This is a genomic window from Pseudomonas sp. TE3895, from assembly GCF_056278855.1.
In genome coordinates, this window is the sequence record NZ_JBWBQE010000001.1 from 904783 (window position 1) to 931375 (window position 26593).

At 61.4% G+C, this 26593-nt stretch carries 24 protein-coding genes; 12 read left to right on the top strand and 12 right to left on the bottom strand.

Annotated features, from left to right (window positions below; genetic code table 11):
* Positions 1-13 precede the first annotated feature (13 nt).
* Both recF and gyrB read left to right on the top strand, forming a co-directional pair.
* Complete coding sequence (gene recF / locus ACZ889_RS04030; RefSeq protein ID WP_011953076.1) at positions 14-1117, top strand: DNA replication/repair protein RecF; 1104 nt, start codon at positions 14-16, stop codon at positions 1115-1117.
* Between the two features lie 4 nt (positions 1118-1121).
* Complete coding sequence (gene gyrB / locus ACZ889_RS04035; RefSeq protein ID WP_064491469.1) at positions 1122-3542, top strand: DNA topoisomerase (ATP-hydrolyzing) subunit B; 2421 nt, start codon at positions 1122-1124, stop codon at positions 3540-3542.
* A gap of 64 nt (positions 3543-3606) precedes the next feature.
* Here the strand turns inward: gyrB and ACZ889_RS04040 are convergent, their stop codons facing one another.
* Entirely contained in the window at positions 3607-4014 is a 408-nt protein-coding gene (locus ACZ889_RS04040) for an RcnB family protein (RefSeq protein ID WP_180689056.1), read from the bottom strand.
* Positions 4015-4143: 129 nt separating this feature from the next.
* On the bottom strand, positions 4144-5436 hold the full coding sequence (locus tag ACZ889_RS04045) for a sigma-54 interaction domain-containing protein (protein ID WP_180689055.1): 1293 nt from the start codon (positions 5434-5436) through the stop codon (positions 4144-4146).
* Positions 5437-5658: 222 nt separating this feature from the next.
* Here ACZ889_RS04045 and ACZ889_RS04050 point away from each other — a divergent pair, with 222 nt between their 5' ends.
* The 3 genes from ACZ889_RS04050 to ACZ889_RS04060 are packed head-to-tail and all read left to right on the top strand — an operon-like array spanning position 5659 to position 8667.
* On the top strand, positions 5659-6543 hold the full coding sequence (locus ACZ889_RS04050) for an MBL fold metallo-hydrolase (protein ID WP_010951461.1): 885 nt from the start codon (positions 5659-5661) through the stop codon (positions 6541-6543).
* A 40-nt stretch (positions 6544-6583) separates the two neighbouring features.
* Entirely contained in the window at positions 6584-7852 is a 1269-nt protein-coding gene (locus ACZ889_RS04055; RefSeq protein WP_476257187.1) for an NAD(P)/FAD-dependent oxidoreductase, read from the top strand.
* The gene (locus ACZ889_RS04060) at positions 7849-8667 is read left to right on the top strand and encodes a sulfite exporter TauE/SafE family protein (protein WP_014589206.1); all 819 of its coding nucleotides are present in this window, start codon (positions 7849-7851) and stop codon (positions 8665-8667) included. Before ACZ889_RS04055 ends, ACZ889_RS04060 begins: the two co-directional genes overlap by 4 nt.
* On the opposite strand, the gene ACZ889_RS04065 is transcribed toward ACZ889_RS04060, so the two are convergent.
* Positions 8656-9543 carry a LysR family transcriptional regulator gene (locus ACZ889_RS04065; RefSeq protein ID WP_014589207.1) on the bottom strand — a complete coding sequence of 296 codons (888 nt, stop codon included), beginning with the start codon at positions 9541-9543 and terminating at the stop codon, positions 8656-8658. The genes ACZ889_RS04060 and ACZ889_RS04065 overlap by 12 nt on opposite strands.
* 234 nt (positions 9544-9777) lie before the next feature.
* Here ACZ889_RS04065 and ACZ889_RS04070 point away from each other — a divergent pair, with 234 nt between their 5' ends.
* Positions 9778-11424: a GMC family oxidoreductase gene (locus ACZ889_RS04070; protein WP_274082815.1), complete on the top strand. Its 1647-nt coding sequence runs from the start codon at positions 9778-9780 to the stop codon at positions 11422-11424.
* 97 nt (positions 11425-11521) lie between these two features.
* The gene (locus ACZ889_RS04075; protein WP_476257188.1) at positions 11522-13141 is read left to right on the top strand and encodes an MFS transporter; all 1620 of its coding nucleotides are present in this window, start codon (positions 11522-11524) and stop codon (positions 13139-13141) included.
* A gap of 174 nt (positions 13142-13315) precedes the next feature.
* Here ACZ889_RS04075 and ACZ889_RS04080 read toward each other — a convergent pair whose 3' ends face one another.
* Genes ACZ889_RS04080 through glyQ form a run of 4 tightly spaced genes read right to left on the bottom strand, consistent with a single transcriptional unit; the run spans position 13316 to position 17678 of the window.
* Positions 13316-14101 (bottom strand): lysophospholipid acyltransferase family protein, encoded by a 786-nt coding sequence (locus ACZ889_RS04080; protein ID WP_010951467.1) that lies wholly within the window; start codon positions 14099-14101, stop codon positions 13316-13318.
* Positions 14102-14148: 47 nt separating this feature from the next.
* Positions 14149-14676 carry a D-glycero-beta-D-manno-heptose 1,7-bisphosphate 7-phosphatase gene (gmhB, locus tag ACZ889_RS04085; protein ID WP_003253129.1) on the bottom strand — a complete coding sequence of 176 codons (528 nt, stop codon included), beginning with the start codon at positions 14674-14676 and terminating at the stop codon, positions 14149-14151.
* 3 nt (positions 14677-14679) lie between these two features.
* Positions 14680-16734 carry a glycine--tRNA ligase subunit beta gene (gene glyS / locus ACZ889_RS04090; protein ID WP_004575173.1) on the bottom strand — a complete coding sequence of 685 codons (2055 nt, stop codon included), beginning with the start codon at positions 16732-16734 and terminating at the stop codon, positions 14680-14682.
* A complete protein-coding gene (glyQ, locus tag ACZ889_RS04095; protein WP_003253126.1) occupies positions 16731-17678 on the bottom strand; it encodes a glycine--tRNA ligase subunit alpha in 948 nt (315 codons plus the stop codon). The genes glyS and glyQ overlap by 4 nt, the downstream gene beginning before the upstream one ends.
* An 83-nt stretch (positions 17679-17761) precedes the next feature.
* On the opposite strand from glyQ, the gene ACZ889_RS04100 reads away from it, so the two are divergent.
* Together ACZ889_RS04100 and ACZ889_RS04105 are read left to right on the top strand one after the other, a co-directional pair.
* Positions 17762-18313: a DNA-3-methyladenine glycosylase I gene (locus tag ACZ889_RS04100; protein ID WP_003253123.1), complete on the top strand. Its 552-nt coding sequence runs from the start codon at positions 17762-17764 to the stop codon at positions 18311-18313.
* 41 nt (positions 18314-18354) lie between these two features.
* Positions 18355-19242, top strand: a complete 888-nt coding sequence (locus ACZ889_RS04105) for a lysophospholipid acyltransferase (protein WP_003253121.1) — start codon at positions 18355-18357, stop codon at positions 19240-19242.
* Between the two features lie 98 nt (positions 19243-19340).
* On the opposite strand, the gene ACZ889_RS04110 is transcribed toward ACZ889_RS04105, so the two are convergent.
* From ACZ889_RS04110 to def, 5 genes are read right to left on the bottom strand one after another with little or no spacing between them, the layout of a single operon-like run.
* Positions 19341-19655, bottom strand: a complete 315-nt coding sequence (locus ACZ889_RS04110) for a tetratricopeptide repeat protein (protein ID WP_476257189.1) — start codon at positions 19653-19655, stop codon at positions 19341-19343.
* 11 nt (positions 19656-19666) lie between these two features.
* On the bottom strand, positions 19667-21040 hold the full coding sequence (trkA, locus tag ACZ889_RS04115) for a Trk system potassium transporter TrkA (protein WP_003253117.1): 1374 nt from the start codon (positions 21038-21040) through the stop codon (positions 19667-19669).
* A 23-nt stretch (positions 21041-21063) separates the two neighbouring features.
* Positions 21064-22374, bottom strand: coding sequence for a 16S rRNA (cytosine(967)-C(5))-methyltransferase RsmB (gene rsmB / locus ACZ889_RS04120; RefSeq protein ID WP_003253115.1), 1311 nt, complete (start codon positions 22372-22374; stop codon positions 21064-21066).
* Positions 22371-23303, bottom strand: coding sequence for a methionyl-tRNA formyltransferase (gene fmt / locus ACZ889_RS04125; protein WP_003253113.1), 933 nt, complete (start codon positions 23301-23303; stop codon positions 22371-22373). Before fmt ends, rsmB begins: the two co-directional genes overlap by 4 nt.
* Positions 23304-23363: 60 nt before the next feature.
* Positions 23364-23870, bottom strand: coding sequence for a peptide deformylase (gene def, locus ACZ889_RS04130; protein ID WP_003253111.1), 507 nt, complete (start codon positions 23868-23870; stop codon positions 23364-23366).
* 206 nt (positions 23871-24076) lie between these two features.
* On the opposite strand from def, the gene dprA reads away from it, so the two are divergent.
* The 3 genes from dprA to ACZ889_RS04145 all read left to right on the top strand — a co-directional run bounded on the left by dprA (position 24077) and on the right by ACZ889_RS04145 (position 26471).
* Positions 24077-25174, top strand: a complete 1098-nt coding sequence (gene dprA / locus ACZ889_RS04135; protein WP_019750121.1) for a DNA-processing protein DprA — start codon at positions 24077-24079, stop codon at positions 25172-25174.
* A gap of 42 nt (positions 25175-25216) precedes the next feature.
* Positions 25217-25774 (top strand): L-threonylcarbamoyladenylate synthase type 1 TsaC, encoded by a 558-nt coding sequence (tsaC, locus tag ACZ889_RS04140; RefSeq protein ID WP_003253107.1) that lies wholly within the window; start codon positions 25217-25219, stop codon positions 25772-25774.
* Positions 25775-26153: 379 nt separating this feature from the next.
* Entirely contained in the window at positions 26154-26471 is a 318-nt protein-coding gene (locus ACZ889_RS04145; protein WP_014859479.1) for a hypothetical protein, read from the top strand.
* Positions 26472-26593: the final 122 nt, after the last annotated feature.

Sequence of the window (26593 nt, forward strand, 5' to 3'; positions counted from 1 at the left end):
TGTAGCAGGCGAAATGTCCCTTCGACGTATCATGGTCACCGCGGTGCGCAACTTGCACCCGGTGACACTCTTACCCTCCCCCCGCATCAACATCCTTTACGGCTCCAACGGCAGCGGCAAGACCAGCGTGCTCGAAGCCGTGCATTTGCTCGGCCTGGCCCGTTCATTTCGCAGCACCCGCCTGAATCCGGTTATTCAGTACGAACAGGCTGCCTGTACTGTTTTCGGCGAGGTTCAGCTGACGGAGGGTGGTACGAGCAACCTGGGTGTGTCCCGTGAGCGACAAGGGGAGTTTACTATCCGCATCGATGGGCAGAATGCGCGCAGCGCCGCGCAATTGGCTGAGTTACTGCCGCTCCAGCTCATCAACCCAGACAGTTTCCGGCTGCTTGAAGGTGCCCCAAAAATACGCCGCCAGTTTCTGGACTGGGGGGTGTTCCACGTGGAACCTCGTTTTCTGCCAGCCTGGCAACGCCTTCAGAAGGCGCTGCGGCAGCGGAACTCATGGTTGCGTCATGGTACACTTGACCCAGCTTCGCAAGCCGCCTGGGACCGGGAATTGTGCCTGGCTAGCGCGGAAATAGATGAATACCGTCGCAACTACATCAAGGCCTTGAAGCCCGTCTTCGAGCGAACCCTGAGCGAACTGGTCGAGCTGGACGGGTTGACCCTGAGCTACTACCGAGGCTGGGACAAGGACCGGGAACTGCAAGAAGTGCTCGCCTCCTCCCTCCTTCGCGATCAGCAGATGGGCCATACCCAAGCCGGTCCGCAGCGTGCTGATCTGCGTTTGCGGTTGGCTGGCAACAACGCAGCCGACATCCTGTCGCGTGGTCAGCAAAAGTTGGTGGTATGCGCATTGCGCATTGCCCAAGGCCACCTCGTTAGTCAGGCTCGCCGCGGTCACTGTATTTATCTCGTGGATGACTTGCCGTCCGAACTGGATGACCAGCATCGCCGCGCACTGTGCCGCTTGCTTGAAGAATTACGCTGCCAGGTGTTCATCACCTGTGTAGATCACGAATTACTGAGGGAAGGCTGGCAGACGGAAACGCCAGTTGCTTTGTTCCACGTGGAACAAGGCCGTATCACCCAGACCCACGACCATCGGGAGTGAAGGCATGAGCGAAAATCAAACGTACGACTCCTCCAGCATCAAGGTGCTGAAAGGTTTGGATGCCGTACGCAAGCGTCCCGGCATGTACATTGGCGACACCGATGATGGTAGTGGCCTGCACCACATGGTCTTCGAGGTGGTCGACAACTCGATCGACGAAGCCCTCGCCGGTCACTGCGATGACATCACTGTCATCATCCATCCGGACGAATCTATCAGTGTGCGCGACAACGGTCGCGGCATTCCGGTCGATGTGCATAAGGAAGAAGGCGTTTCCGCAGCCGAGGTCATCATGACTGTGCTGCACGCCGGCGGTAAGTTCGACGACAACTCCTACAAAGTATCCGGCGGTCTGCACGGTGTAGGTGTGTCGGTTGTGAACGCCCTGTCCGAGAAGCTGGTTCTGACCGTTCGCCGTAGCGGCAAGATCTGGGAACAGACTTACGTTCACGGTGTTCCACAAGCGCCCATGGCGGTTGTCGGTGACAGTGAATCCACGGGTACCCACATCCACTTCAAGCCATCGGCTGAAACCTTCAAGAACATTCACTTCAGCTGGGACATCCTGGCCAAGCGCATCCGCGAGCTGTCGTTCCTCAACTCGGGCGTTGGCATTCTGCTGAAGGATGAGCGCAGCGGTAAGGAAGAGTTCTTCAAGTACGAAGGCGGTCTGCGTGCGTTCGTCGAGTACTTGAACACCAACAAGACGCCGGTCAACTCTCAGGTTTTTCACTTCAACGTTCAGCGTGACGATGGCGTGGGTGTTGAAGTCGCCCTGCAATGGAACGACAGCTTCAACGAAAACCTGCTGTGCTTTACCAACAATATTCCGCAGCGAGATGGCGGCACCCACCTGGTGGGCTTCCGTTCCTCGCTGACCCGTAGCCTTAACAGCTACATTGAGCAGGAAGGCCTGGCCAAGAAGAACAAGGTGGCAACCACTGGCGACGACGCCCGTGAAGGCCTGACCGCAATCATCTCGGTGAAGGTACCGGACCCGAAGTTCAGCTCGCAGACCAAGGACAAGCTGGTCTCCTCGGAGGTGAAAACCGCCGTGGAACAGGAGATGAACAAGTACTTCGCCGATTTCCTCTTGGAAAACCCGAACGAGGCGAAGGCCGTCGTTGGCAAGATGATCGACGCGGCTCGCGCCCGTGAAGCCGCCCGTAAAGCCCGTGAAATGACCCGCCGTAAAGGTGCGCTGGATATCGCGGGTCTGCCGGGCAAACTGGCCGACTGCCAAGAGAAGGATCCTGCTCTCTCCGAACTGTACCTGGTGGAGGGTGACTCTGCGGGTGGCTCGGCCAAGCAAGGCCGCAACCGTCGTACCCAGGCGATCTTGCCGCTGAAGGGTAAAATCCTCAACGTTGAGAAAGCGCGCTTCGACAAGATGATTTCGTCCCAGGAAGTGGGCACGCTGATCACTGCGCTGGGCTGTGGTATCGGCCGTGAAGAGTACAACATCGACAAACTGCGTTATCACAACATCATCATCATGACCGATGCTGACGTTGACGGTTCGCACATCCGTACGCTGCTGCTGACCTTCTTCTTCCGTCAGCTGCCGGAGCTGGTCGAGCGTGGCTACATCTATATTGCCCAGCCGCCGCTGTACAAGGTGAAACGAGGCAAGCAGGAGCAGTACATCAAGGACGATGAGGCCATGGAAGAGTACATGACCCAGTCGGCTCTGGAAGATGCCAGCCTGCACCTGGACGAATCGGCGCCAGCAGTTTCCGGTGTGCAGCTGGAAGCGCTGGTGAATGAGTTCCGTAGTGTCATGAAGACTCTCAAGCGCCTGTCGCGCTTGTACCCGGAAGAGCTGACTGAGCACTTCGTCTACCTGCCTGAGGTGACCCTGGAGCAGTTGGGTGACCACGCAGTGATGCAGGCCTGGCTGGCCCAGTTCCAGGCGCGTCTGAACTCCAGCCAGAAGTCTGGCCTGGCTTACAACGCCAGCCTGCGTGAAGACAAAGAGCGCAACGTATGGCTGCCTGAAGTGGAAATTACCTCTCACGGTCTGGCCAGCTACATCACCTTCAACCGCGATTTCTTCGGCAGCAATGACTACCGTACCGTAGTCAACATTGGTGCCAAGCTTTCGAGCCTGTTGGGTGAAGGTGCGTACGTGCAGCGCGGTGAACGCCGCAAGGCAATCGTCGAGTTCAAAGAGGGCCTGGATTGGCTGATGAACGAGACCACCAAGCGCCATACGATTCAGCGATACAAAGGGCTGGGTGAAATGAACCCGGACCAACTGTGGGAAACCACCATGGACCCGACCGTTCGCCGTATGCTCAAGGTCACTATCGAAGATGCCATCGCAGCTGACCAGATCTTCAACACCCTGATGGGTGATGCGGTCGAGCCGCGTCGTGACTTCATCGAAAGTAACGCGCTGTCGGTGTCGAACCTGGACTTCTGATCAGGTGTAATTCGCCAGACACTAAGAAGCCCGCTGATGCGGGCTTTTTAGTGCCTGCAAAAAATCAGTAGCCGGTGAGAATGTTCACGATCACACCGCTGGCAATGGCCACCAGCACATAGTCGCCATTCACATACAGCCAACGATGATCACGAGGTGGCGCATACAGGTGGCGCGCTTTCCAGTCAGTTACCCAGTAACGGTCTCCACGGTAATGTGGATCAACGGCATGACCCCGCTGCCACTGCTTATGAGGTATCGGCATGCCTTGTTGTGGGCGGAAGTTTGGATCACGGTAAGCAGGACCGCGGCCATTGTCATGTCGGCCCTGGTGCTGTGGTTGACCCTGTGGCGGGTTGCCTTGGTGCGATGGGCCGCCATCATGCCGATCAGGCGGGCCCGGTTGCGCGAAGCTTGCCAGCGGTGTGCTGAACATGAGCGCGGCGCAGATCACGGTTAGGGTTTTCTTCATTTGATGCGGTCCTCTGCCTGTAATCGCCTGGCAAGTAATGATTGCCAGGTTCGGTTAACTGATCAGACCACGATTTTTCCCTTTCAATGTCAGGGCGCAGGTAAAGGTCCGGTAAAGTCTGGCGTTCTTTCAGTTCAGCCCGAGCGCTTTCAAGCGGCGATACAGCGTGCGTTCACTCATGCCAAGATGACTGGCCAGTTCACTGCGCGAGCCTTTGAACTGCTCCAGCGCCTGCGCCAGCTCACCCAAGTCATTGCGACGGCCGCTTCCTTTAGCCGCGCCAGTCAGCCCGGTGTCTTCCGGTAAATGCTCTGGCCTGATCACACCGTCATCGGCAAACAAACGCGCGCGTTCAAGAATGTTGCGCAGTTCGCGGATATTGCCCGGAAACGGATGCAACGCAAGTTGCTGCAAGGCGTCTTCACTCAGCCTGGGCGTCGGCTGGCCGGCCATGCGCTGCAGCAGGCTCTGTGCGAGCAGCGGCAGATCTTCCACCCGTTCGCGCAATGCAGGCAGACGAATCGGGAAGCCGCTGATGCGGTAATACAGGTCTTCCCGGAAGGAGCCATCCGCGACCATTTGTTTAAGTGGTTTATGGGTGGCCGATATCAGGCGGAAATCCGAATGCACAGTGCGCAGGCTGCCCACGGGACGGAAACTCCCGGACTCTATCAGGCGCAGCAACTTCACCTGCATCGCCAGCGGCACTTCACCAATTTCATCGAGGAACAGGGTGCCGCCATGCGCCGCCTCGGCCAAGCCGATCTTGCGCTGATTCGCCCCGGTGAACGCGCCCTTCTCATAGCCGAACAGTTCACTCTCGAACAACGACTCGGTCAGGCCGGTGCAGTCGACCACCACCAGTGGGCCGTTGGCCCTGGGGCTGCCCATGTGCACTGCGCGGGCGAACAGCTCCTTGCCGGTCCCCGACTCCCCCTGCAACAACACCGGGATCTGCGCCGGTGCCGCACGCTGCAGGCTGGCCAGCGCGGCCTTGAAGGTTGGCGCGCGGCCGACCAACCCTTGCTCCTGTGGCTGCGCCGAAGCGAGGGTGATGGTGGTGAGGCGTTCGACAAAGGCAACTACCTTGCCCTGCTCATCCAGGATCGGCCGCAACTCCACATCCACATGCTCCGGGCCGCGTGGTGTGTGATGAATGTGCAATACCCGCTCCGGTACCTTGCTGTCCCACGCCTTGCGCATCGGGCAATGTTCGCCAGCCTGGTCGCACGGCACAGCGTAGTGGTGCGAAACCCTGTGGCACTTCTCGCCCAGTGGGGCCTGATCATGCTGGCCAAACTGACGGCGATAGGCCGCATTGGCGGCGAGGATGTTGTAGTCGGTGTCCAACACGATGGTCGGAAGGGCATCGTGCTCGAGGTAGGAAACCAGAGCTAGGATGAGGGGATGGGCTTCAGGCATGTCGGCACCGTATGGATGACCGACGCAGGGTAACAAGGACTGCCAAACACTGCCATTGGCTGTCAGTCGACTGCCACCTGGGCTGCCAGTTTTGCCCGCAGCTGTCTGCAACTGGCCGGTTTTACTGGCCAGTGAGTGGCAAAAAGCCTGGCATGCATCTTGATAAAGCTCCTGTCACTGCCTACGCCTGTACAAGGCGGGGCGGATAAATTGGAGAACGTGATGATCATCGGCAACAACCTTCACGTGGACGCCTTCTACGACGAGGCGACCTCGACCATCAGCTACCTGGTCATGGACCGTGAAACCCGACAATGCGCATTGATCGACAGCGTGCTGGATTACGACCCCAAGTCCGGGCGCACCTGCAGCGCTTCGGCTGATCGCCTGATCGAGCGTGTGAACGAGCTGAATGCCAGCGTGCGGTGGGTGTTGGAAACCCATGTGCACGCTGACCACCTTTCAGCCGCTGCCTACCTGAAAGAAAAGCTGGGCGGCCATACCGCAATTGGCGCGCACATTACCCAGGTGCAGAAAGTGTTTGGCGCCTTGTTCAACGCAGAGCCCGGCTTCGCCCGTGATGGCAGCCAGTTCGATGTACTGCTCGAAGACGAGGAAGGTTTCCGTATTGGCAACCTTCAGGCCCGTGCGTTGCACACGCCTGGGCACACACCCGCGTGCATGAGTTTCATGATCGAAGATGCCGGCGAGATCGCGGTGTTCGTTGGAGACACCTTGTTCATGCCCGACTATGGCACCGCGCGCTGCGACTTCCCCGGGGCCGATGCCCGCACCTTGTACCGCTCAATCCGTCGCCTGCTGGCTTTCCCCGACCAGACTCGGTTGTTCATGTGCCACGACTACCTGCCGGGTGGCCGCGACATGCAGTACGTCACTACTGTCGCCGAGCAGCGCGCCCACAACATTCACATCCATCAGGGTATCGATGAGGACAGCTTCGTTGCCATGCGCGAAGCCCGCGACAAGACGCTCGAAATGCCCGTGCTGATCCTGCCTTCGGTGCAGGTGAACATGCGTAGCGGCCAGCTACCTCCTCCGGAGGCGAACGGCGTGAGCTATCTGAAGATCCCGCTGAACAAGCTGTAAGCGCCCTGCCCCCATAATCAGATTTCCAGGATTTACCGCCATGCCTGCCTTGTTGTCCCCTACCAATACCGACCACCACAAGGTGGTCATCGTCGGTGCCGGTGCCGCCGGGATCGCCACTGCTTCCAGCCTGATCAGCCGCGACCCATCGTTGGACGTCGCCTTGATCGACCCTGCCGAAGTGCACTACTACCAACCCGGCTGGACCATGGTCGGTGCCGGTGTGTTCAAGGCACCCAGCACTGCTCGCACCATGGCGTCGACCATTCCTCGCGGTGTGCGCTGGGTCAAGGCGCGGGTAAAAGGATTCGACCCGTTGGGCCAGTTGGTCATCCTCGATGATGCTCGCGCCATCAGCTATGAACAGCTGATCGTCTGCCCCGGCCTCAAGCTGGACTGGGCGGCCATCGATGGGCTCAGCGAGACCCTGGGCCGCAACGGTGTCACCTCCAACTACCGCTACGACCTGGCACCCTATACCTGGGAACTGGTGCAAAAGCTCAAGCAAGGACGCGCGGTGTTCAGCCAGCCGCCCATGCCGATCAAGTGCGCCGGTGCACCACAGAAGGCGCTGTATCTGTCTTGCGACCACTGGCTGCGCCATGGCCATTTGGGGGCGGTGAAAGCCAGCTTCTACAATGCGGGTGCCGTACTGTTCGGTGTCGCGGATTACGTGCCCGCGCTGATGAAGTACATCGAAAAATACGCCGTCGACCTCAACTTCTCCCACAGGTTGGTTGCCGTAGACGGCCCGGGAAAGCGCGCTACATTCTTGCGTACCCTGCCCGATGGCAGCAGCGAAACGCGCATCGAGGCCTTCGACATGCTGCACGTGGTACCGCCACAGGTGGCGCCAGACTTCATTCGCGAAAGCCCCTTGGCTGATAGCTCCGGCTGGGTTGACGTCGATCCGCATACCCTGCGCCATCGCAAATACACCAACGTTCATGCCTTGGGTGACGTGGCTAACACCAGCAATGCCAAGACCGCCGCTGCGGCGCGCAAGCAGGCACCGGTGGTCGCCAACAATGTGCTGGTGGCGCTGGGCAGGCTGGCGACCCTGGCTCAGTACGACGGCTATGGCTCGTGCCCGCTTACCGTCGAGCGCGGCAAGATCGTCCTGGCCGAGTTCACCTATGGCGGCAAGCTGGCACCGAGCTTCCCTAACTGGTTACTGGATGGCCGCAAGCCGACACGTCTGGCCTGGCTGCTCAAGGCACAGGCGCTGCCACCGCTGTACTGGCAAGGCATGCTCAAGGGGCGCGAGTGGTTGGCACGCCCGCAGCTGGTAGCCGAGGGTGGGCAGTGATCGAGCATCAACTGTTAGGGGCGGGCCTGGGCGCAATCATCGGCGCAGTGCTGGCGCTGACCGGCGCAGGCGGTGGCATTCTTGCAGTACCCTTGCTGGTGTTCGGCCTGGGGCTATCGATGGTCGAAGCGGCACCGGTGGGCCTGTTGGCTGTAGGTTTGGCTGCAGCGGTTGGTGCCGTGCTGGGCTTGCGTCAAGGGCTGGTGCGTTATCGGGCTGCGCTGTTCATTGCGTTGGTTGGTGTGGCAGCAGCGCCGTTCGGGCTGATGCTGGCGCACCGCCTGCCGAATGCACCGTTGCAGGTGGTATTCGCTGGCGTGCTGGTTTATGCCTGCCTGCGCATATGGCGCAAGGCGGCCAAAGAACTGCGTGGCGAAGCCAATGACGCTCATCGCTTTATCGAGCCGTGTGTGCTGAACCCGTTGCAGGGGCGTTTGCGCTGGACCCTACCCTGCGCGCGCGCATTGGCATTCACGGGTGCCTTGTCCGGGTTGTTGTCCGGCCTGCTCGGCGTGGGTGGGGGGTTCGTCATCATCCCTGCCCTGAACCGCTACACCAACCTGCGCATGGCCAGCATCGTTTCCACTTCGCTGGCGGTGATTGCCTTGGTCTCTACCGGCAGTGTGGTCAGCGCCAGCCTTGCGGGCGTCATGCACTGGCAGGTTGGCGCCCCGTTTGCCGTCGGCGCGGTGCTCGGTCTGCTGCTGGCGCGACCCTTGGCAGCCAGGTTGGCCGGGCCGCGTCTGCAGCAGATGTTTGCCGTGGCAGGTTGGGCCGCTGCCCTGTTGTTGGCCGGCAAGGCACTACTCGGCTAGCAACTCGCTTTGTTCGGCCGCGCACAACGCCAGCAGGTAGTCCCACACCACCCGCAGGCGCACAGACTTGTGCAGCTCGCGGCGGGTGCAGATCCAGTAGCTGCGCTGGATGGTTTCTCCCGGCAGCACGCGCACCAGTGTCGGGTCGTGGCGGGCCATGTAGTTGGGCAGCACGGCGATGCCCAGCCCGGCGCGGGCGGCGGCTTGCTGGGCGATCACGCTGGTGCTGCGAAACACCACGTTGGGTGCTCGGCAGAAACTGTTGAGAAACAGCAGTTCCTGGCTGAACAGCAAATCGTCAACGTAGCCGATCCAGCTGTGCCGGGCCAGGTCTTCGCGGTGGCGCAGTGGTGGCGCGCGGTCCAGGTAGTCCTGGCTGGCGTATAGCGCCAGGCGGTAGTCGGTGAGTTTGCGGGTGATCAGCAGGTCGGCGTTGGGTCGCTCCAGATGGATGCTGATTTCTGCCTCGCGGTTGAGGATGCTGACGAAACGCGGCACCGCTACCAGTTCCACCTCCAGGCCGGGGTAGCGCTCGAACAACGCGTTCATGCGCGGGGTGAAGAACATGATGCCAATGCCTTCGGTTACCCCCAGGCGAATCTTGCCCAGCGGGGTGATGGCCTGGGTGATTTCCTCCTGCGCCAGCAGGGCGACGTTTTCCATGGCTTCGGCATGCTTGAGCAGGGCTTGGCCCGAGGGGGTCAGCTCGTACCCCTGGGCATGTTGCACGAACAGCGCGGTTCCCAGGCTCTGCTCGATGCTCTCGATATGCCGGGCCACGGTGCTGTGGGTAGTGTTCAGGCGCTTGGCGGCGGTCAGCAGGCGGCCGCTGCGCTGCAACTCGAGGAAAAACCGCAGATCATTCCAGTCGAACATGCTTGTCCTTTATGGCAGTTCGTTCCGGCCTCTTCACGGGCATGCCCCACAGGTGCGGTGAACACCCTGAAGGTAACGTGATCCCTGAGGTGCGGGCGAGCCCGCGAAAAGGTCGGTACAGGCTTGCCACTGTGCTAAAACGCACAGCGGCTGCGCGAAATCTCGTGTTTCATCCACGAAATTACTCACTAAGATGGATCGGGACAAGAATAAAAAACAGGCGCGAGGTTGCACATGCCATCAGCCGATTCTGTCTTCGACTACGTGGTCGTAGGGGCCGGTCCTGCCGGATGCCTGCTGGCCAATCGTTTGTCCGCCGACCCTTCCTGCCGCGTGCTGCTGCTGGAGGCGGGTGGCCGCGACAATTATCCTTGGATCCACATCCCCGTTGGTTACCTCTACTGCATCGGCAACCCGCGCACGGACTGGTGCTTCAAGACCGAGGCACAGCCTGGCCTCGGCGGTCGCGCTTTGGGTTATCCAAGGGGCAAGGTGCTAGGTGGCTGTTCGTCGATCAACGGCATGATCTACATGCGGGGCCAAGCCGCCGACTATGACCATTGGGCCGCGCAAGGCAACGACGGCTGGGCGTGGAAAGATGTGTTACCGCTGTTCAAGGCCAGCGAAAACCACTTTGCCGGCGCCAGCGAGCACCACGGCGCGGAGGGCGAATGGCGGGTCGAGCGCCAACGCTACAGCTGGCCGATCCTTGATGCTTTCCGTGATGCCGCCGAGCAGAGTGGTATTGGCAAGGTCGACGATTTCAACACCGGCGACAACCAGGGTTGTGGATATTTTCAGGTCAACCAGCGCAGTGGTGTGCGCTGGAACGCTTCCAAAGCTTTCCTGCGGCCGATCAAGGATCGCGCCAACCTCACTGTGCTGACCGGCGTGCAGGTTGACCAGGTACTGCTCGACAACACCCGCGCAAGGGCAGTGAAGGCGCTCTGGCAAGGGGCCTGGCATGAGTTTGCGGCGCGCCGCGAGATCATTCTCTGTGCTGGGGCAGTTGGTTCACCGGGCATCCTCCAGCGCTCCGGCATCGGCCCGCGTCAGTTGCTGGAAAGCTTGGGTATTGGTGTTCGCCACGATATGCCAGGCGTTGGTGGCAACTTGCAGGACCACCTGCAACTGCGCCTGATCTACCAGATCCGCAACACCCGTACCTTGAACCAGATGGCCAACAGCCTGTGGGGCAAGATGGGTATGGGCCTGCGTTACCTCTACGACCGTAGCGGGCCGCTGGCCATGGCGCCGAGCCAATTAGGCGCGTTCGTGCGTTCAAGCCCCGAACAGGCCACCGCCAACCTTCAGTATCACGTGCAGCCGCTGTCACTGGAACGCTTCGGTGAGCCGTTGCATCAGTTCCCGGCCTTTACTGCCTCGGTGTGCAACCTGCGCCCGGCCAGCCGCGGGCGCATCGACATCTGCAGCACCGACATGAACAGCACGCCGCTGATCGACCCCAATTACCTCAGTGCTCCGCAGGACTTGCGGGTTGCTGCCGATGCCATTCGCCTTACCCGGCGCATCGTCCAGGCCCCTGCCCTCGCCGCTTTCGAGCCCAAGGAATATTTGCCGGGCCCAGCGCTGCAAAGCGAGGAAGAACTGTTCGAGGCCGCTGGCAAGATCGGCACCACCATCTTCCACCCGGTCGGTACCTGCCGCATGGGCAACGGTGCCATGGACGTTGTGGATAACCAGCTGCGCGTGCATGGCATCCCCGGTCTTCGTGTCGCTGATGCTTCGATCATGCCGCAGATAACGTCCGGCAATACCTGTTCCCCCACCCTGATGATCGCCGAAAAGGCGGCGCAACTGATCCTCAAAGGAGCGGCTACCCAGACCTACCTGAACGAAGACGCGTTACCGACGCCCTGACCCGGGTGCGTGCAGTACCGGCGGCTTGCGGTCAGAAGTCGCCGACAGTGGAACAACAAGAATAATCACTGTGGCCTAAGGGCCGAGGACAGCAACGATGTCGGATTACATCCAAGAGCAGGGTGCGGCGGCCAGCAGCTCCAGCCGCCGTGAAGAACGCAAGATCATTTTCGCGTCATCCCTCGGGACGGTTTTCGAGTGGTATGACTTTTTTCTCTATGGTGCGCTGGCAGCGGTCATCAGCAAGCAGTTCTTCGCTGGCGTGAACGATACCACCGCTTTCATCTTCGCCCTGATGGCCTTTGCTGCGGGCTTTCTGGTGCGGCCGTTTGGCGCGCTGGTGTTCGGCCGCCTGGGTGACATGATCGGGCGCAAGTACACCTTCCTGGTCACCATCGTGCTGATGGGCCTGTCCACTTTCGCTGTGGGGTTGTTGCCCACCTACGCCAGCATCGGCATCGCCGCACCGATCATCCTGGTGATCCTGCGCATGCTTCAGGGGCTGGCGCTGGGCGGCGAGTATGGCGGTGCAGCCACTTACGTGGCCGAGCATGCGCCGCCCGGCAAGCGTGGCTTGCACACTGGTTTCATCCAGTCCACCGCAACGCTGGGCCTGTTGTTGTCGCTCTTGGTGGTGCTGGGTAGCCGGTATATCAGTGGCGACCAGTTCGAAACCTGGGGCTGGCGCTTGCCGTTCCTGCTGTCGATTGTGCTGCTGGCGATCTCCACCTGGATTCGCATGAGCATGCACGAGTCGCCGGCCTTTGTGAAAATGAAGGCTCAGGGCAAGGTCAGCAAGTCGCCCATCCGTGAGTCATTCACCTCCTGGCCAAACCTGAAAGTGGTGCTTACCGCCCTGTTCAGCATCAACGCGGGGCAGGCTGTGACCTTCTACACGGCGCAGTTCTACGTTCTGTTCTTCATGACCCAGATGCTGAAAATGGACTCGGCTCAGGCCAACACCCTGCTCATCATCAGCGTTGTGATTGGTGCGCCGTTCTTCGTGTTTTTTGGCTGGTTGTCCGACCGTATCGGCCGCAAGCCGATCCTGATGCTCGGCCTGTTGCTGGCCACGGTACTGTACTTCCCACTGTTCAAGGCGCTGAGCCACTACGCCAACCCGCAGATCGACGCTGCCAGCCGTCAGGCGCCGATCGTGGTCACCGCCGACCCGCAAGGCTGCACATTCCAGTTCGACCCAGTGGGCAAGGCTCGTTTTGACAGCCCGTGCGACAAGGTCAAGACCTTCCTGGTCAAGCAGGGCCTGCCGTACAGCTCGGTAAGCGTGGCCGGCAGTGAAGTGGTGGTGAACATCGGTGACAAGACCATCAACGGCTTTGACGAAACCGCCATGCGTGCTGCAATCGAGCAGGCTGGTTATCCGGCCAAGGCCGACCCTGCGCAGGTTAACCAGGTAATTGTGGTGGTGCTGATCGTGGCGATGATCCTGATCGCGACCATGACCTATGGTCCGTTGGCGGCGGTGATGGTCGAGCTGTTCCCGACCCGCATCCGCTACACCTCGATGTCGCTGCCCTACCACATTGGTAATGGCTGGTTCGGTGGTTTCCTGCCTACCGTATCGTTCGCGCTGGTGGTCTATACCGGGGATATCTTCTACGGGCTGTGGTACCCGGTGCTGGTGACCGGGATCAGCCTGGTGGTAGGGATCTTCTGTCTGAGAGAAACCAAGGATGTAGATATCGACAAAGTCTGATGTCCACATGCCATAAAAAAACCGGCTGTAAAAGCCGGTTTTCTTATGCTTCAAAAAAACTTATGCACGATTTTCAGAAAAAATTCATACAAAGAAATAACTATAAAATTCATACACTTAGGTATCAATTAAAGCATTTAATCCAAAAACTGCACACAAGTTATCCACAGAAGGTCAAGCCATCTGCTCCTGAGGTTTTTCCGCAGCTGGCGGTAGCGATCCCATGGCCCGCTGGGTCGCTTCGTTCCAAGCTGCAGCGCGGTCGTTGAGTTCGGCGATGGCACGTGGCCCCGTGCCGTTGGCGTACATCGGCTCGCCAATTACCACTTCGATTGTACCGGCACGCTTGCCCCAACCGGTCTTGGGCCAGAACTTGCCAGCGTTGTGGGCAATCGGCAGCACCGGCAGCCCGGCATTCACGGCCAGTGCCGTACCGCCGCGGGAAAACTTACCGATGGTGCCGAACGGCACACGGGTGCCTTCTGGGAAAATCAGCACCCACGTCTTCTGCTTGAGCAGTTCGTCACCCTTGCTCGCCACCTGGCGCAACGCTTCCTTGGGGTTGTCGCGGTTGATCGCGATGGGCCGGAGCATGGCCATGGCCCAGCCGAAGAACGGTACATACAGCAGCTCACGCTTGAGTACCTGGCTAAGCGGCGAGAAGTACTGGGACAGGAAGAAGGTTTCCCAGGTGCTCTGGTGATTGGACAGAATCACGCAAGGCTCAGCTGGCACGTTTTCGGCGCCAGTGATCTTGTAGTCGATGCCCAGGATGGTGCGCACCAGAAACAGCGCGCAGCGGCACCAGTACACGTTGATGAACTTGTAGCGCTTGGGGAACGACAGGAACGGCGCGACGAAGAAGCTCAGCGAGCACCACAGCAGCGAACTGGTGCCCAGCAGCAGGTAAAAAAGAAAGATTCTGATCGCCTGCAGGATCGACATAGTGGCTTGTACCATTGCGGGGCATGCCCGCCTGAAGAAAAATGCGCCAAAAGGCGCACTGTTTAAATTAGTTCTCTGGCGATAGCCGCCAGATCGTCGAAAATCAGTGTAGTTTCCGGGACGCCTTTTTCCAGGGTCCGCTCGCCCTTGCCGGTCTTCACCAGCACGGGTTGTGCACCGACGGCCAGGGCGGCCTCCAGGTCACCTTTGCTGTCGCCGACGAACCAGACGCCTTCAAGGCCAATCTGGTAATGCTCGGCGATCGCCCGCAGCATGCCGGGCTTGGGCTTGCGGCAATCGCACCCTTCGTCCGGCCCATGCGGGCAATACACGATGTGGCCTACCTCGCCGCCCTGCTCGGCCACCAGCGCGCGCAGGCGCGCGTGCATGGCCTCAAGGGTTGCCAGCGGGTAGTAGCCACGGGCAATGCCGGACTGGTTGGTGGCCACGGCCACCGTCCAGCCCGCCTTGCTCAACTGCGCGATCGCATCGACCGAACCGGGGATCGGCACCCATTCTTCCAGCGTCTTGATGTACGCATCGGAGTCGTAGTTGATCACCCCGTCACGGTCGAGAATCAGCAGTTTCAAGGCTTACCCCAGCAGCGAAATGTCAGCCACGCCCAGGAACAGGCCGCGCAGACGGCTGAGCAGGGCATAACGGTTGGCACGTACCTTGGCGTCTTCGGCGTTGACCATGACCGCCTCGAAGAAGGCATCGACCGGGTCACGCAGGGCCGCCAGGCGGGCCAGCGACTCGCTGTACTGACGTGCAGCAGCCATCGGTTGCACGGCCTGGTCGGCCTGCTGGATGGCAGAGTACAGGGAGAACTCGTTGGCATTGTCGAAGTACTTCGGCTCGACCTGCTCGGCGATGGCACCTTCGGCCTTGCTCAGCAGGTTCGACACGCGCTTGTTCACCGCGGCCAGGGCCTCGGCTTCCGGCAGTTTGCGGAACGCCTGTACGGCTTGTACGCGCTGGTCGAAGTCCAGGGCGGAGCCTGGCTGCAGTGCGCGTACCGACAGGTACGTGGCCACGTCGATGCCTTCGTCTTCGTAACGCGCGCGCAGGCGGTCGAAAATGAACTCCAGTACTTGCTCGGCCAGGCCGGGGGCCTTGACCTTGGCGCCGAACTGCTTGACCGCAAACTCGACCGCACCGGTCAGGTCCAGGTCCAGTTGCTTCTCGATCAGGATACGCAGCACGCCTAGAGCCGCACGGCGCAGGGCGTACGGGTCCTTGCTGCCGGTAGGCAGCATGCCGATGCCGAAGATGCCCACCAGGGTGTCGAGCTTGTCGGCGATGGCCACGGCAGCACCGGTGAGGGTCTGCGGCAGCTCGGCACCAGCACCGCGCGGCATGTACTGCTCGTTCAGGGCCAGGGCTACGTCTTCCGGCTCACCGTCGTTGAGCGCGTAGTAGTAACCGGCAACACCCTGCATTTCAGGGAATTCGCCGACCATCTCGGTGGCCAGGTCGCACTTCGACAGCAGGCCGGCACGGCCAGCGCGCTGGGCGTCGCCGCCGATCAGCGGAGCAATGAAGGCGGCCAGCCTGGAAACACGTTCGGCCTTGTCGTACACGGTGCCGAGCTGAGCCTGGAACACCACGTTCTTGAGGCGCTCGTTGAAGGTTTCCAGTGGCTGCTTCTTGTCCTGCTTGAAGAAGAACTCGGCGTCGGTCAGGCGCGGGCGCACGACTTTTTCGTTGCCTTGCACGATCTGCTTCGGGTCGCGGCTTTCGACGTTGGCTACGGTAATGAAGCGCGGCAGCAGCTTGCCTTCGCTGTCCAGCAGGCAGAAGTACTTCTGGTTGTCCTGCATGGTGGTGATCAGGGCTTCTTGCGGCACCTCGAGGAAACGCTCCTCGAACGAGCACACCAGCGGCACGGGCCACTCGACCAGTGCGGTCACTTCGTCCAGCAGCGCCGGTGGCACGATGGCCGTGCCTTCCTGCTGCATGGCCAGCTCGGCGGTACGCTTGCTGATCAGCTCGCGGCGTTCGGCGAAGTCGGCCAGCACGTGAGCTTTACGCAGGTCTTCGACATAGTTGGCCGGGGTAGTGATGACCACGGTTTCCGGATGATGGAAGCGGTGGCCACGGGATTCACGGCCGGCCTTCTGCGACAGAATGGTGCAGTCGACCACCTGGTCGCCCAGCAGCATTACCAGCCATTGGGTCGGGCGCACGAACTCTTCACGGCTGGCCGCCCAGCGCATGCGCTTGGGGATCGGCAGGTCGTTCAGCGAATCTTCGACGATGGTCGGCAGCAGGTCAGTGGTGGCCTTGCCCGGGATGTGCTGGGAGAAGCGCAGCTTGGGGCCGCTCTGGTCGATTTCGGCCAGTTCCACACCGCACTTCTTGGCGAAGCCCAGCGCAGCCTGGGTCGGCTCGCCTTCGGCGTTGAAGGCAGCCTGCAGGGGCGGGCCGTCGATGTTGATGCTGCGGTCAGGCTGCTGCACGTCCAGTTGGCGAATCAGCACGGCCAGACGACGCGGCGCGGCGTACACCTGCTTGCCGGCGTAGTTCAGGCCAGCAGCCTGCAGGCCTTTTTCGATACCGGCCAGGAAGGCGTCGCCGAGGCTGGCGAGGGCCTTGGGTGGCAGCTCTTCGGTGCCCAGTTCTACCAGGAAATCTTGAGCACTCATTGTGCAGCCTCCAGCTTAGCCAACACTTCGTCACGCAGTTCAGGGGTGGCCATCGGGAAGCCCAGGCGTGCGCGGGCTTGCAGATAGCTTTGCGCCACGTCCCGGGCCAGGGTACGTACACGCAGGATGTAACGCTGGCGCTCGGTTACCGAGATGGCGCGGCGGGCGTCCAGCAGGTTGAAGGTATGCGATGCCTTCAGGACCATTTCATAGGTCGGCAGCGGCAGCTCCAGCTTGATCAGGCGGTTGGCTTCGCTTTCGTAGAAATCGAACAGTTCGAACAGTTTGTCGACGTTTGCATGTTCAAAGTTGTAGGTCGACTGCTCCACCTCGTTCTGGTGGAACACGTCGCCATAGGTGACCTTGCCGAACGGGCCGTCGGCCCACACCAGGTCGTACACCGAATCGACGCCCTGGATGTACATGGCCAGGCGCTCCAGGCCGTAGGTGATTTCACCGGTGACCGGGTAGCACTCGATGCCGCCAACCTGCTGGAAGTAGGTGAACTGGGTCACTTCCATGCCGTTGAGCCAGATTTCCCAGCCCAGACCCCAGGCGCCGAGGGTCGGCGATTCCCAGTTGTCTTCGACGAAACGAATGTCGTGCACCAACGGATCCAGGCCGATGGCTTTCAGCGAGCCGAGGTACAGCTCCTGGAAGTTGGCCGGGTTCGGTTTGAGCACCACCTGGAACTGGTAGTAGTGCTGCAGGCGGTTGGGGTTTTCGCCATACCGCCCGTCGGCAGGACGACGGCTCGGCTGCACATAGGCGGCGTTCCAGGTTTCTGGACCCACGGCGCGCAGGAATGTAGCGGTGTGGAAAGTGCCGGCGCCTACTTCCATATCGTAGGGCTGAAGTACCACACAACCTTGAGCTGCCCAGTAGTTCTGCAGGGCAAGGATCAGGTCTTGGAAGGTACGCACGGCTGGCGTAGGCTGGCTCACGAAATTCACCTGTATCTGGGGATGCGGATGTAAAGAGCGGGAGTATAACCTGATTCGCCTCGCCCTCTACTCATTGGAGCCTTATGCCACGCTGCTTTTGGTGTACCGACGATCCGTTGTACCAGGCCTACCACGACCAGGAATGGGGGATGCCACAGCGCGACCCGGCGTTGCTCTTCGAGATGCTTTTGCTCGAAGGGTTCCAGGCAGGGCTTTCATGGATTACCGTTTTGCGCAAACGCGAGCGTTATCGCCAGGTGATGTACGGCTTCGACCCCGTAAAGCTGGCGGCCATGGGCGACGAACGCATCGAAGAATTGATGCAGGATGCAGGCATCATCCGCAATCGCCTCAAGCTCAAGGCTGCGCGGCGCAACGCCCAGGCCTGGCTGGCTGTGGATAACCCCGCCGAATGGCTGTGGTCGTTCGTCGGCGGCTCGCCGAAGATCAACCACTTCAAGGCGCGCGGCGACGTGCCAGCTGTTACCGATGAAGCCAAGGCAATGAGCAAGGCCTTGCAGAAAGCTGGCTTCACGTTCGTCGGTCCGACCATCTGCTACGCCTTCATGCAGGCCACCGGCATGGTCATGGACCACACCACCGACTGCGATCGCTACGCCGCCTTGTTGCGCTGAGGGGTTACAATGCGCGCCTTGCTGAAATAAGGAATTCGCCTGTGGAAAAGTTCAAGGGCGCCCTGATGGTCGGGGTGCTGCGCCTGTTTGCCAAGCTGCCCTGGGGCGCTGTGCAGCGTGTCGGCGCCGGTATTGGCTGGCTGATGTGGAAAATCCCCAACAGTTCGCGCAACGTGGTACGGATCAACCTGGCCAAGTGCTTCCCGGAGATGGACCCGGTTGCCCGTGAGCAACTGGTGGGCCAGGCGCTGCGGGATATCGGTAAATCCTTTGTCGAAAGTGCCTGTGCCTGGATCTGGCCGCCACAACGCTCGCTGGAGCTGGTCAAGGAAGTGCATGGCCTGGAAGTGCTGGAGCAGGCTTTGGCCTCAGGTAAAGGGGTGGTCGGCATCACCAGCCACCTGGGCAACTGGGAAGTGTTGAACCACTTCTACTGCAACCAGTGCAAACCGATCATCTTCTACCGCCCGCCGAAGCTGAAGGCGGTGGATGATCTGCTGCGCGAGCAGCGCGTGCAGATGGGCAATCGCGTGGCACCGTCGACCAAGGAAGGCATCCTCAGCGTGATCAAGGAAGTGCGCCGTGGTGGCCAGGTGGGTATTCCTGCCGACCCGGAGCCGGCGGAATCGGCGGGCGTGTTCGTGCCGTTCCTCGGCACCCAGGCGCTGACCAGCAAGTTCGTGCCGAACATGCTGGCCGGTGGCAAGGCGGTAGGTGTGTTCCTGCATGCGCTGCGGTTGCCGGATGGCTCGGGCTTCAAGGTGTTCCTGGAGGCGGCGCCAGAGGAGATGTACAGCACCGACGTTAATGTGTCGGCGGCGGCGATGAGCAAAGTGGTCGAGCGTTATGTGCGCGAGTACCCGAGCCAGTACATGTGGAGCATGAAGCGCTTCAAGAAGCGCCCGGCTGGCGAGCCGCGCTGGTATTAAGCCATTCACCGCCCTCTGGTAGGAGCGGGTTTACCCGCGAATGCGATGTTGGATTCACCGACGCATTCGCGGGTAAACCCGCTCCTACAGGGGCCGCGTCAACCCGCTGCTCTGTTGAGCTTCTTCAGGAATACGGTCATTTCTTTTTCGGCCTGCTTGTCACCATGGGCCTGCGCCGCCACGATCCCGTCTTCCCACGCCTTGCGCGCCGCCGGCAGGTCGCCCTGCAACTGATAGGCCTTGCCCAGCAGCTTCCACGCTGCCGAGTATTTCGGATCCTGCTCTACGCAGCGCGCCAGGTGCACCGCTGCTTCAGCGCCGTTGCATTCATCCAGCCAGGCCTTGCCCAGGCCAAACCTCAGCAGCGGGTTATCCACACCTTTGGCCAGCATCTTCTCCAGCGATTCGCGCATGCCCTCTTCTCCTAGAAGAAACTCAAGCCGACGTGGAACAGCTTCTCCACATCACGAATGTGCTTTTTATCCACAACGAACAGGATCACATGGTCACCCGATTCGATCACGGTGTCGTCGTGGGCAATCATCACCTCTTCGTCACGGATGATCGCGCCGATGGTGGTTCCCGGTGGCAGGGCAATGTTCTCGATCGCCTTGCCGACCACCTTGCTCGACTTCGAATCGCCATGTGCCACCGCCTCGATCGCTTCGGCCGCACCGCGGCGCAGCGAGTGCACGCTGACAATGTCGCCCCGGCGCACGTGCGCCAGCAGGGTACCGATGGTGGCCAGCTGCGGGCTGATGGCAATGTCGATATCACCGCCCTGCACCAGGTCGACATAAGCCGGGTTGTTGATGATGGTCATCACCTTGCCTGCGCCCAGGCGCTTGGCCAGCAGCGACGACATGATGTTGGCTTCGTCATCGTTGGTCAGGGCCAGGAAAATATCGGCGTCGGCGATGTTCTCTTCGAGCATCAGGTCTTTGTCCGAAGCGCTGCCCTGCAGCACCACCGTGCTTTCGAGGGTATCGGAGAGGTGCCGACAACGCGCCGGGCTCATCTCGATGATCTTCACCTGATATCGGCTTTCGATGGCTTCCGCCAGGCGCTCGCCGATCTGCCCGCCGCCGGCGATGACAATGCGTTTATTGGTTTCGTCGATGCGGCGCAGTTCGCCCATCACCGCACGGATATCCTTCTTCGCGGCAATGAAGAACACCTCGTCGTCGGCTTCGATCACCGTGTCGCCACGCGGGGTGATCGGCCGGTCGCGACGGAAGATGGCTGCCACGCGGGTGTCGACGTTGGGCATATGCGCACGGATCTGGCGCAATTGCTGGCCGACCAGCGGGCCGCCATAGTAGGCCTTCACTGCCACGAGCTGGGCCTTGCCCTCGGCGAAGTCGATCACCTGCAGCGAGCCTGGGTGTTCGATCAGGCGCTTGATGTAATTGGTCACCACCTGCTCGGGGCTGATCAGAACGTCGACCGGGATATGGTCGTTGTCGAACAGCTCTTCGCGGGTCAGGTAGGACGATTCGCGCACCCGTGCAATCTTGGTCGGGGTATGGAACAGCGAATAGGCCACCTGGCAGGCAACCATGTTGGTCTCGTCACTGTTGGTTACCGCCACCAGCATGTCGGCGTCGTCGGCACCGGCCTGACGCAGCACCGTCGGCAGTGAGCCGCGGCCCTGGACGGTGCGGATGTCCAGGCGGTCGCCGAGGTCGCGCAGGCGGTCGCCGTCGGTGTCGACCACGGTAATGTCGTTGGCTTCGCTGGCCAGGTGTTCAGCCAGCGTACCGCCTACCTGCCCTGCGCCGAGGATGATGATCTTCATGCGCTACTCCCTATCCTTTGTTCTTATCCGCGCGAGGCGGCGATCTTGATCAGCTTGGCATAGTAGAAACCGTCGTGACCGCCTTCCTGGGCCAGCAGCTGACGGCCGTGGGGCTGGCGCAGGCCGGCTTCGGTCGCCAGGTCCAGCTCACGGGCGCCCGGGGTGCGGGCGAGGAAGGCTTTGATCACTTCAGTGTTTTCGGTCGGCAAGCTGGAGCAGGTGGCGTATAGCAGCATGCCGCCCACTTCCAAGGTCGGCCACAGGGCATCGAGCAGCTCGCCTTGCAGCGTGGCCAAAGCCGGGATGTCGTCGGCTTGGCGGGTCAGCTTGATGTCCGGGTGGCGGCGAATCACGCCGGTGGCCGAGCACGGCGCGTCGAGCAGAATGCGCTGGAATGGCTTGCCGTCCCACCAGCTGGCAGTGTCGCGGGCATCGCAGGCGATCAGCTCGGCGTCCAGCTGCAGGCGGTCGAGGTTTTCTCGCACGCGGGTCAGCCGCTTGGCTTCGAGATCGATGGCCACCATGTGCGCCAGGCCAGCCTCGGCCTCCAGCAGGTGGCAGGTTTTGCCGCCCGGTGCGCAGCAAGCATCGAGCACGCGTTGGCCGGGGGCCAGTTCCAGCAGGTCGGCAGATAGCTGCGCAGCTTCGTCCTGCACGCTCACCCAGCCTTCGGCGAAGCCTGGCAGGCCGCGCACGTCGCAGGCTTCGGCCAGCACGATGCCATCCCGGCTGTACTGGCATGCGCTGGCGCCGATGCCGGCTTCGGCCAGCAGTGCCAGGTAGGCATCGCGGCTATGGTGACGGCGATTGACCCGCAGAATCATCGGTGGGTGGGCATTGTTGGCGGCGCAGATGGCTTCCCACTGCTCTGGCCAGAAAGCTTTCAGCGCTTTTTGCAGCCAGCGCGGGTGCGCGGTACGCACCACCGGGTCGCGCTCCATGCCGGCGAGCAGCTCCTCGCCTTCGCGCTGCGCACGGCGCAGTACGGCATTGAGCAGGCCCTTGGCCCACGGCTTCTTCAGTTTGTCGGCACAGCCCACGGTCTCGCCGATGGCGGCATGGGCCGGAATGCGCGTGTAGAACAGCTGGTACAGGCCGACCAGCAGCAGCGCCTGAACATCGGCATCGGCTGCTTTGAAGGGTTTTTGCAGCAGCTGTGCGGCCAGCAGGTCGAGGCGTGGCTGCCAGCGTGCGGTGCCGAACGCCAGGTCTTGGGTCAGGCCGCGGTCGCGTTCATCTACCTTGTCCAGTTGCGCCGGCAGCGAGCTGTTCAGCGAAGCCTTGCCGCTGAGCACAGCAGCAAGCGCACGGGCGGCGGCGAGGCGTGGGTTCATTGGCCCAGCACCTTGCCGGCGGCGAACTTCTCGCGGCGGCTGTTGAACAGGTCACTGAAGCTCAATGCCTTGCCGCCAGGCAGTTGCAGGCGGGTCAGGCTCAGGGCTTGGTCACCGCACGCAACGACGAGGCCGTCCTTGCTGGCGGAAAGTATCTCGCCCGGGGCGCCTTGGCCTGTGGACAGGTTGGCGGCCAGCACCTTGACGCTTTCACCGTCCAGCATGCTGTGGCACACCGGCCATGGGTTGAAGGCGCGGATCAGGCGTTCCAGCTCGACGGCCGGGCGGGTCCAGTCGATACGCGCTTCGTCCTTGTTCAGTTTGTGCGCGTAGGTGGCCAGGGCATCGTCCTGTATTTCGCCTTGCAGCGAACCGTCAGCCAGGCCGGCGATGGCCTGAACGACTGCGGGCGGGCCCATTTCGGCCAGGCGATCGTGCAAGGTGCCGCCGGTGTCCTCGGCGCTGATCGGGGTGACGACCTTGAGCAGCATCGGCCCGGTGTCCAGGCCGGCCTCCATGCGCATCACGGTCACGCCGCTTTCGGCGTCGCCGGCTTCCACGGCACGCTGGATCGGCGCGGCACCGCGCCAGCGTGGCAGCAGGGAAGCGTGGCTGTTGATGCAACCCAGGCGCGGGATATCCAGCACCACCTGCGGCAGGATCAGGCCGTAGGCGACCACTACCATCAGGTCTGGTTTCAGTGCGGCCAGTTCGGCCTGGGCATCGGCATTGCGCAGGGTCTGCGGCTGGAACACCGGGATGTCATGGGCCACGGCCAGTGCCTTGACCGCACTTGGCATCAGCTTTTGGCCACGGCCGGCCGGGCGGTCGGGCTGGGTGTAGACGGCCACGATCTCGTAGGGGCTGTCGAGCAGGGCCTTGAGGTGTTCGGCGGCAAACTCTGGAGTGCCTGCAAAGACGATGCGCATGGAGTTCTCGCTTCAAAAAAGAAAAAGGCTTGCCGGAGCAAGCCTTCAGGAAGGTGGGGATCAGGCTTGCTGGCGATGCTGCTTTTCCAGCTTCTTCTTGATCCGGTCGCGCTTGAGCTGCGACAGGTAGTCGACGAACAGCTTGCCGTTGAGGTGATCGAATTCGTGCTGTACGCACACCGCCAGCAGGCCTTCGCATTCCAGTTCGAACGGCTTGCCGTCGCGGTCCTGGGCCTTGACCCGGACACGCAGCGGACGGTCGACGTTCTCGTAGAAGCCCGGTACCGACAGGCAGCCCTCCTGGTACTGGCCCATGTCATGGGTCAGCTCTTCGACCGACGGGTTGATGAAGACGCGCGGTTCGCTGCGGTCTTCGCTGAGGTCCATGACCACAACCTGCTTGTGCACGTTCACCTGGGTAGCGGCCAGGCCGATGCCAGGGGCTTCGTACATGGTTTCAAACATGTCGTCGATCAGCTGACGCAGGGCGTCGTCGAACTCCGTCACCGGTTTGGCGAGGGTGCGCAGGCGCGGGTCCGGGAATTCGAGAATGTTCAAGATGGCCATAAGGTCAGGCAGTCACTGTGCGTTCGGTTGAAAACTGAGCACACATAATAAAGGGAAACGGGGATTTCGGCACCTGGCAAGCTCGTCTAGGGTGACTATGGGCTTGATAGCCCCCAATCAATGGACAGCTTTTCAAAGTGTTACTCACAGAGTTATCCACAGGTTGTGCCACGTAGATGGCCCTGTTTCGATCAAGGACGATCCCCATGCCCAGTTACCATTCGTCGCTCTGCCCGCCTGCTGAACTGGAGGCCCGATTACGCCTGCATCGCTTGCCCGAGACAGGATTGCGACGTTTTCGCACCTTGCTGGATGCGTTCGGCAGCGCCTCTAGTGCGCTTAGCGCTCCCGGTTCGGCCTGGCGAGCGTTGGGCATCCCCCAAGCCACCATCGATGCCCGGCGCAGTGCCGAGGTACGCGAGGGCGCGCTCGCCGCAATGGCCTGGTTAGAGCGCCCTGGCCAGCATTTGCTGATGTGGGACGGCCCAGACTACCCAGCCTTGCTGGCAGAAATCGACGATGCTCCGCCGCTGCTTTTTGTCGCTGGCGAACCTGCCTTGCTCGATCGTCCTCAGCTGGCGATCGTGGGCAGCAGACGTGCCACACCCCCGGCGCTCGACACCGCCCGGGCATTTTCCCGCTACCTCGCGCAGGCTGGTTTCACCATTACCAGCGGGCTGGCGGTAGGTGTCGACGGTGCCGCTCATCGGGCCGCGTTGCAGGCTGGCGGCGGCACGATTGCCGTGCTCGGTACGGGGTTGCAAAAACTTTATCCACAGCGCCATCGGGACCTTGCGCAGGCGATGATCGACAACGGCAGCGCGCTGGTTTCCGAGTATCCCCTGGATGCCGGGCCGCTGCCTGGCAACTTCCCACGGCGCAACCGCATCATCAGTGGCCTGTCGCTAGGTGTACTGGTGGTTGAGGCGAGCCTCGCCAGTGGCTCGCTGATCACGGCGCGCCTGGCCGCAGAGCAAGGCCGTGAGGTGTACGCCATTCCGGGCTCCATTCATCACCCGGGGGCCAAGGGCTGCCACCAGCTGATTCGTGATGGGGCGCTGCTGGTGGAAACTGTGGAGCAGATCCTGGAAAGCTTGCAGGGTTGGCAGAACCTGCCGCCTGCGGTTGTGGACAGGTTCGACCACCCCCTGCTCGCCCTGCTGCATGCCGCACCCCAGACCAGTGAAAGCCTGGCCCACTGCAGCGAGCAGCCGCTGGCCGACGTGCTGGCGCAGTTGACCGAGCTGGAGCTGGAAGGCCGGGTCAGCAATGAAGCCGGGCGTTGGTTTGCCCGCGCGGGCTAAGTACACTGCGCACAAGCAAGGTATTCAGGCGGAGAAACAGCAATGGTGAGCAGTTTTCGTGTGCAACAAGCCGCACGTGAGATCCGGGCGGGCGCGGTGATCGCCTACCCGACGGAAGCGGTCTGGGGCCTGGGCTGCGACCCATGGAACGAGGACGCGGTGTATCGCCTGCTGGCGCTGAAGTCGCGTCCTGTGGATAAAGGGCTGATTCTGATCGCTGACAATATCCGTCAGTTCGACTTCCTGTTCGAGGACTTCCCCGAAGACTGGATCGACCGCATGGGCAGCACCTGGCCGGGGCCGAACACCTGGCTGGTGCCGCACCAGGACCTGTTGCCCGAATGGGTGACCGGGCAGCATGACACGGTGGCGCTGCGGGTCAGTGATCACCCGGTGGTGCGTGAGCTGTGCGCGCTGGTGGGGCCGCTGATTTCCACCTCGTGCAACCCTGGCGGGCGCCCGGCGGCGAAGACCCGCTTGCGGGTTGAGCAGTACTTCCATGGCCAGTTGGACCTGGTGCTTGGCGGTGCGCTGGGCGGGCGGAAAAACCCGAGTGTGATTCGCGACCTGGCAACCGGCGAAGTCGTTCGCCCGGGTTGATACCTATCCACAGGCCTGGCTCGGGACTCGGGCCCCTGTGGGCATGCCCACAGGTTAGGGCCAAATCCACCGCAGGGTTTTCTGATTTTTACCAAAATGTCTGTCCAGCTGGGCACTTCGGAAATATCCTACGAATCGCGTCTCCTTCCATCACCTTCTAAGTGGGAACCTCTGCCTCTAGGCTCTATCCGTCGCCGAATAACTTGGCGATCGGGTGTGGTAGCCCGGACGCATTTTTTCCATGACAGTCTATGGTGGCTGTGCGTGGGAGGCTTTCGAGCCTGCCTGGATTGGAAAATGCCCGGGTCTACCACCTCGCGTACAGTCGCCACCCATTCACGTGGTAGTGAGGGTTGGCGGCCTTGAGGAGCATTTTCCAATGATGAAGAAAATAGTCCCCGATCCACCTCTCCCATGCACCTCCACCCGCCCCTTCGGCCGCTGCGATGCCGGCCACGATCCACTCTTCACCGTCAACCCAAACATTTCTGCCGAGGACGCTCTGGTCCACGTAGCCCTGTACCTGCGCAGCGCTTACGAAACCGGCTACAAAGCTTTGGACTACATGCGTGAAGAAGGCCGTGGCATGTTCTGGTCGAACCTGCATGCGATTGAGATGGCAGAGGGTGTGATCGAGGCGATACTCGATGGCATCGAGTCGACGCCATCGCCGTCACGCCCAGGCTCCAAGGCATAGTGCTGCTATCGAGGCCGACGCAGTACCTGTGGGAGCGGGCTTGCCCGCGAACACCGGCAAAGCCGGTGCCATCCATTGCGGTGGCTTCTTCGCGGGTAAACCCGCTCCTACAGGGAATGTGT

Coding starts and splice junctions, on each gene's coding strand:
- ACZ889_RS04110 (WP_476257189.1), bottom strand. CDS start 19,655: ATGCGCGAATCGCTGGAGAAGATGCTGGCCAAAGGTGTGGATAACCCG.
- fmt (WP_003253113.1), bottom strand. CDS start 23,303: ATGCGCATCGTCTTTGCAGGCACTCCAGAGTTTGCCGCCGAACACCTC.
- def (WP_003253111.1), bottom strand. CDS start 23,870: ATGGCCATCTTGAACATTCTCGAATTCCCGGACCCGCGCCTGCGCACC.
- rsmB (WP_003253115.1), bottom strand. CDS start 22,374: ATGAACCCACGCCTCGCCGCCGCCCGTGCGCTTGCTGCTGTGCTCAGC.
- ACZ889_RS04075 (WP_476257188.1), top strand. CDS start 11,522: ATGTCGGATTACATCCAAGAGCAGGGTGCGGCGGCCAGCAGCTCCAGC.
- ACZ889_RS04080 (WP_010951467.1), bottom strand. CDS start 14,101: ATGGTACAAGCCACTATGTCGATCCTGCAGGCGATCAGAATCTTTCTT.
- ACZ889_RS04055 (WP_476257187.1), top strand. CDS start 6,584: ATGCCTGCCTTGTTGTCCCCTACCAATACCGACCACCACAAGGTGGTC.
- tsaC (WP_003253107.1), top strand. CDS start 25,217: ATGGTGAGCAGTTTTCGTGTGCAACAAGCCGCACGTGAGATCCGGGCG.
- gyrB (WP_064491469.1), top strand. CDS start 1,122: ATGAGCGAAAATCAAACGTACGACTCCTCCAGCATCAAGGTGCTGAAA.
- glyS (WP_004575173.1), bottom strand. CDS start 16,734: ATGAGTGCTCAAGATTTCCTGGTAGAACTGGGCACCGAAGAGCTGCCA.
- ACZ889_RS04045 (WP_180689055.1), bottom strand. CDS start 5,436: ATGCCTGAAGCCCATCCCCTCATCCTAGCTCTGGTTTCCTACCTCGAG.
- ACZ889_RS04050 (WP_010951461.1), top strand. CDS start 5,659: ATGATCATCGGCAACAACCTTCACGTGGACGCCTTCTACGACGAGGCG.
- ACZ889_RS04100 (WP_003253123.1), top strand. CDS start 17,762: ATGCCACGCTGCTTTTGGTGTACCGACGATCCGTTGTACCAGGCCTAC.
- ACZ889_RS04070 (WP_274082815.1), top strand. CDS start 9,778: ATGCCATCAGCCGATTCTGTCTTCGACTACGTGGTCGTAGGGGCCGGT.
- ACZ889_RS04065 (WP_014589207.1), bottom strand. CDS start 9,543: ATGTTCGACTGGAATGATCTGCGGTTTTTCCTCGAGTTGCAGCGCAGC.
- ACZ889_RS04040 (WP_180689056.1), bottom strand. CDS start 4,014: ATGAAGAAAACCCTAACCGTGATCTGCGCCGCGCTCATGTTCAGCACA.
- ACZ889_RS04145 (WP_014859479.1), top strand. CDS start 26,154: ATGATGAAGAAAATAGTCCCCGATCCACCTCTCCCATGCACCTCCACC.
- trkA (WP_003253117.1), bottom strand. CDS start 21,040: ATGAAGATCATCATCCTCGGCGCAGGGCAGGTAGGCGGTACGCTGGCT.
- recF (WP_011953076.1), top strand. CDS start 14: ATGTCCCTTCGACGTATCATGGTCACCGCGGTGCGCAACTTGCACCCG.
- dprA (WP_019750121.1), top strand. CDS start 24,077: ATGCCCAGTTACCATTCGTCGCTCTGCCCGCCTGCTGAACTGGAGGCC.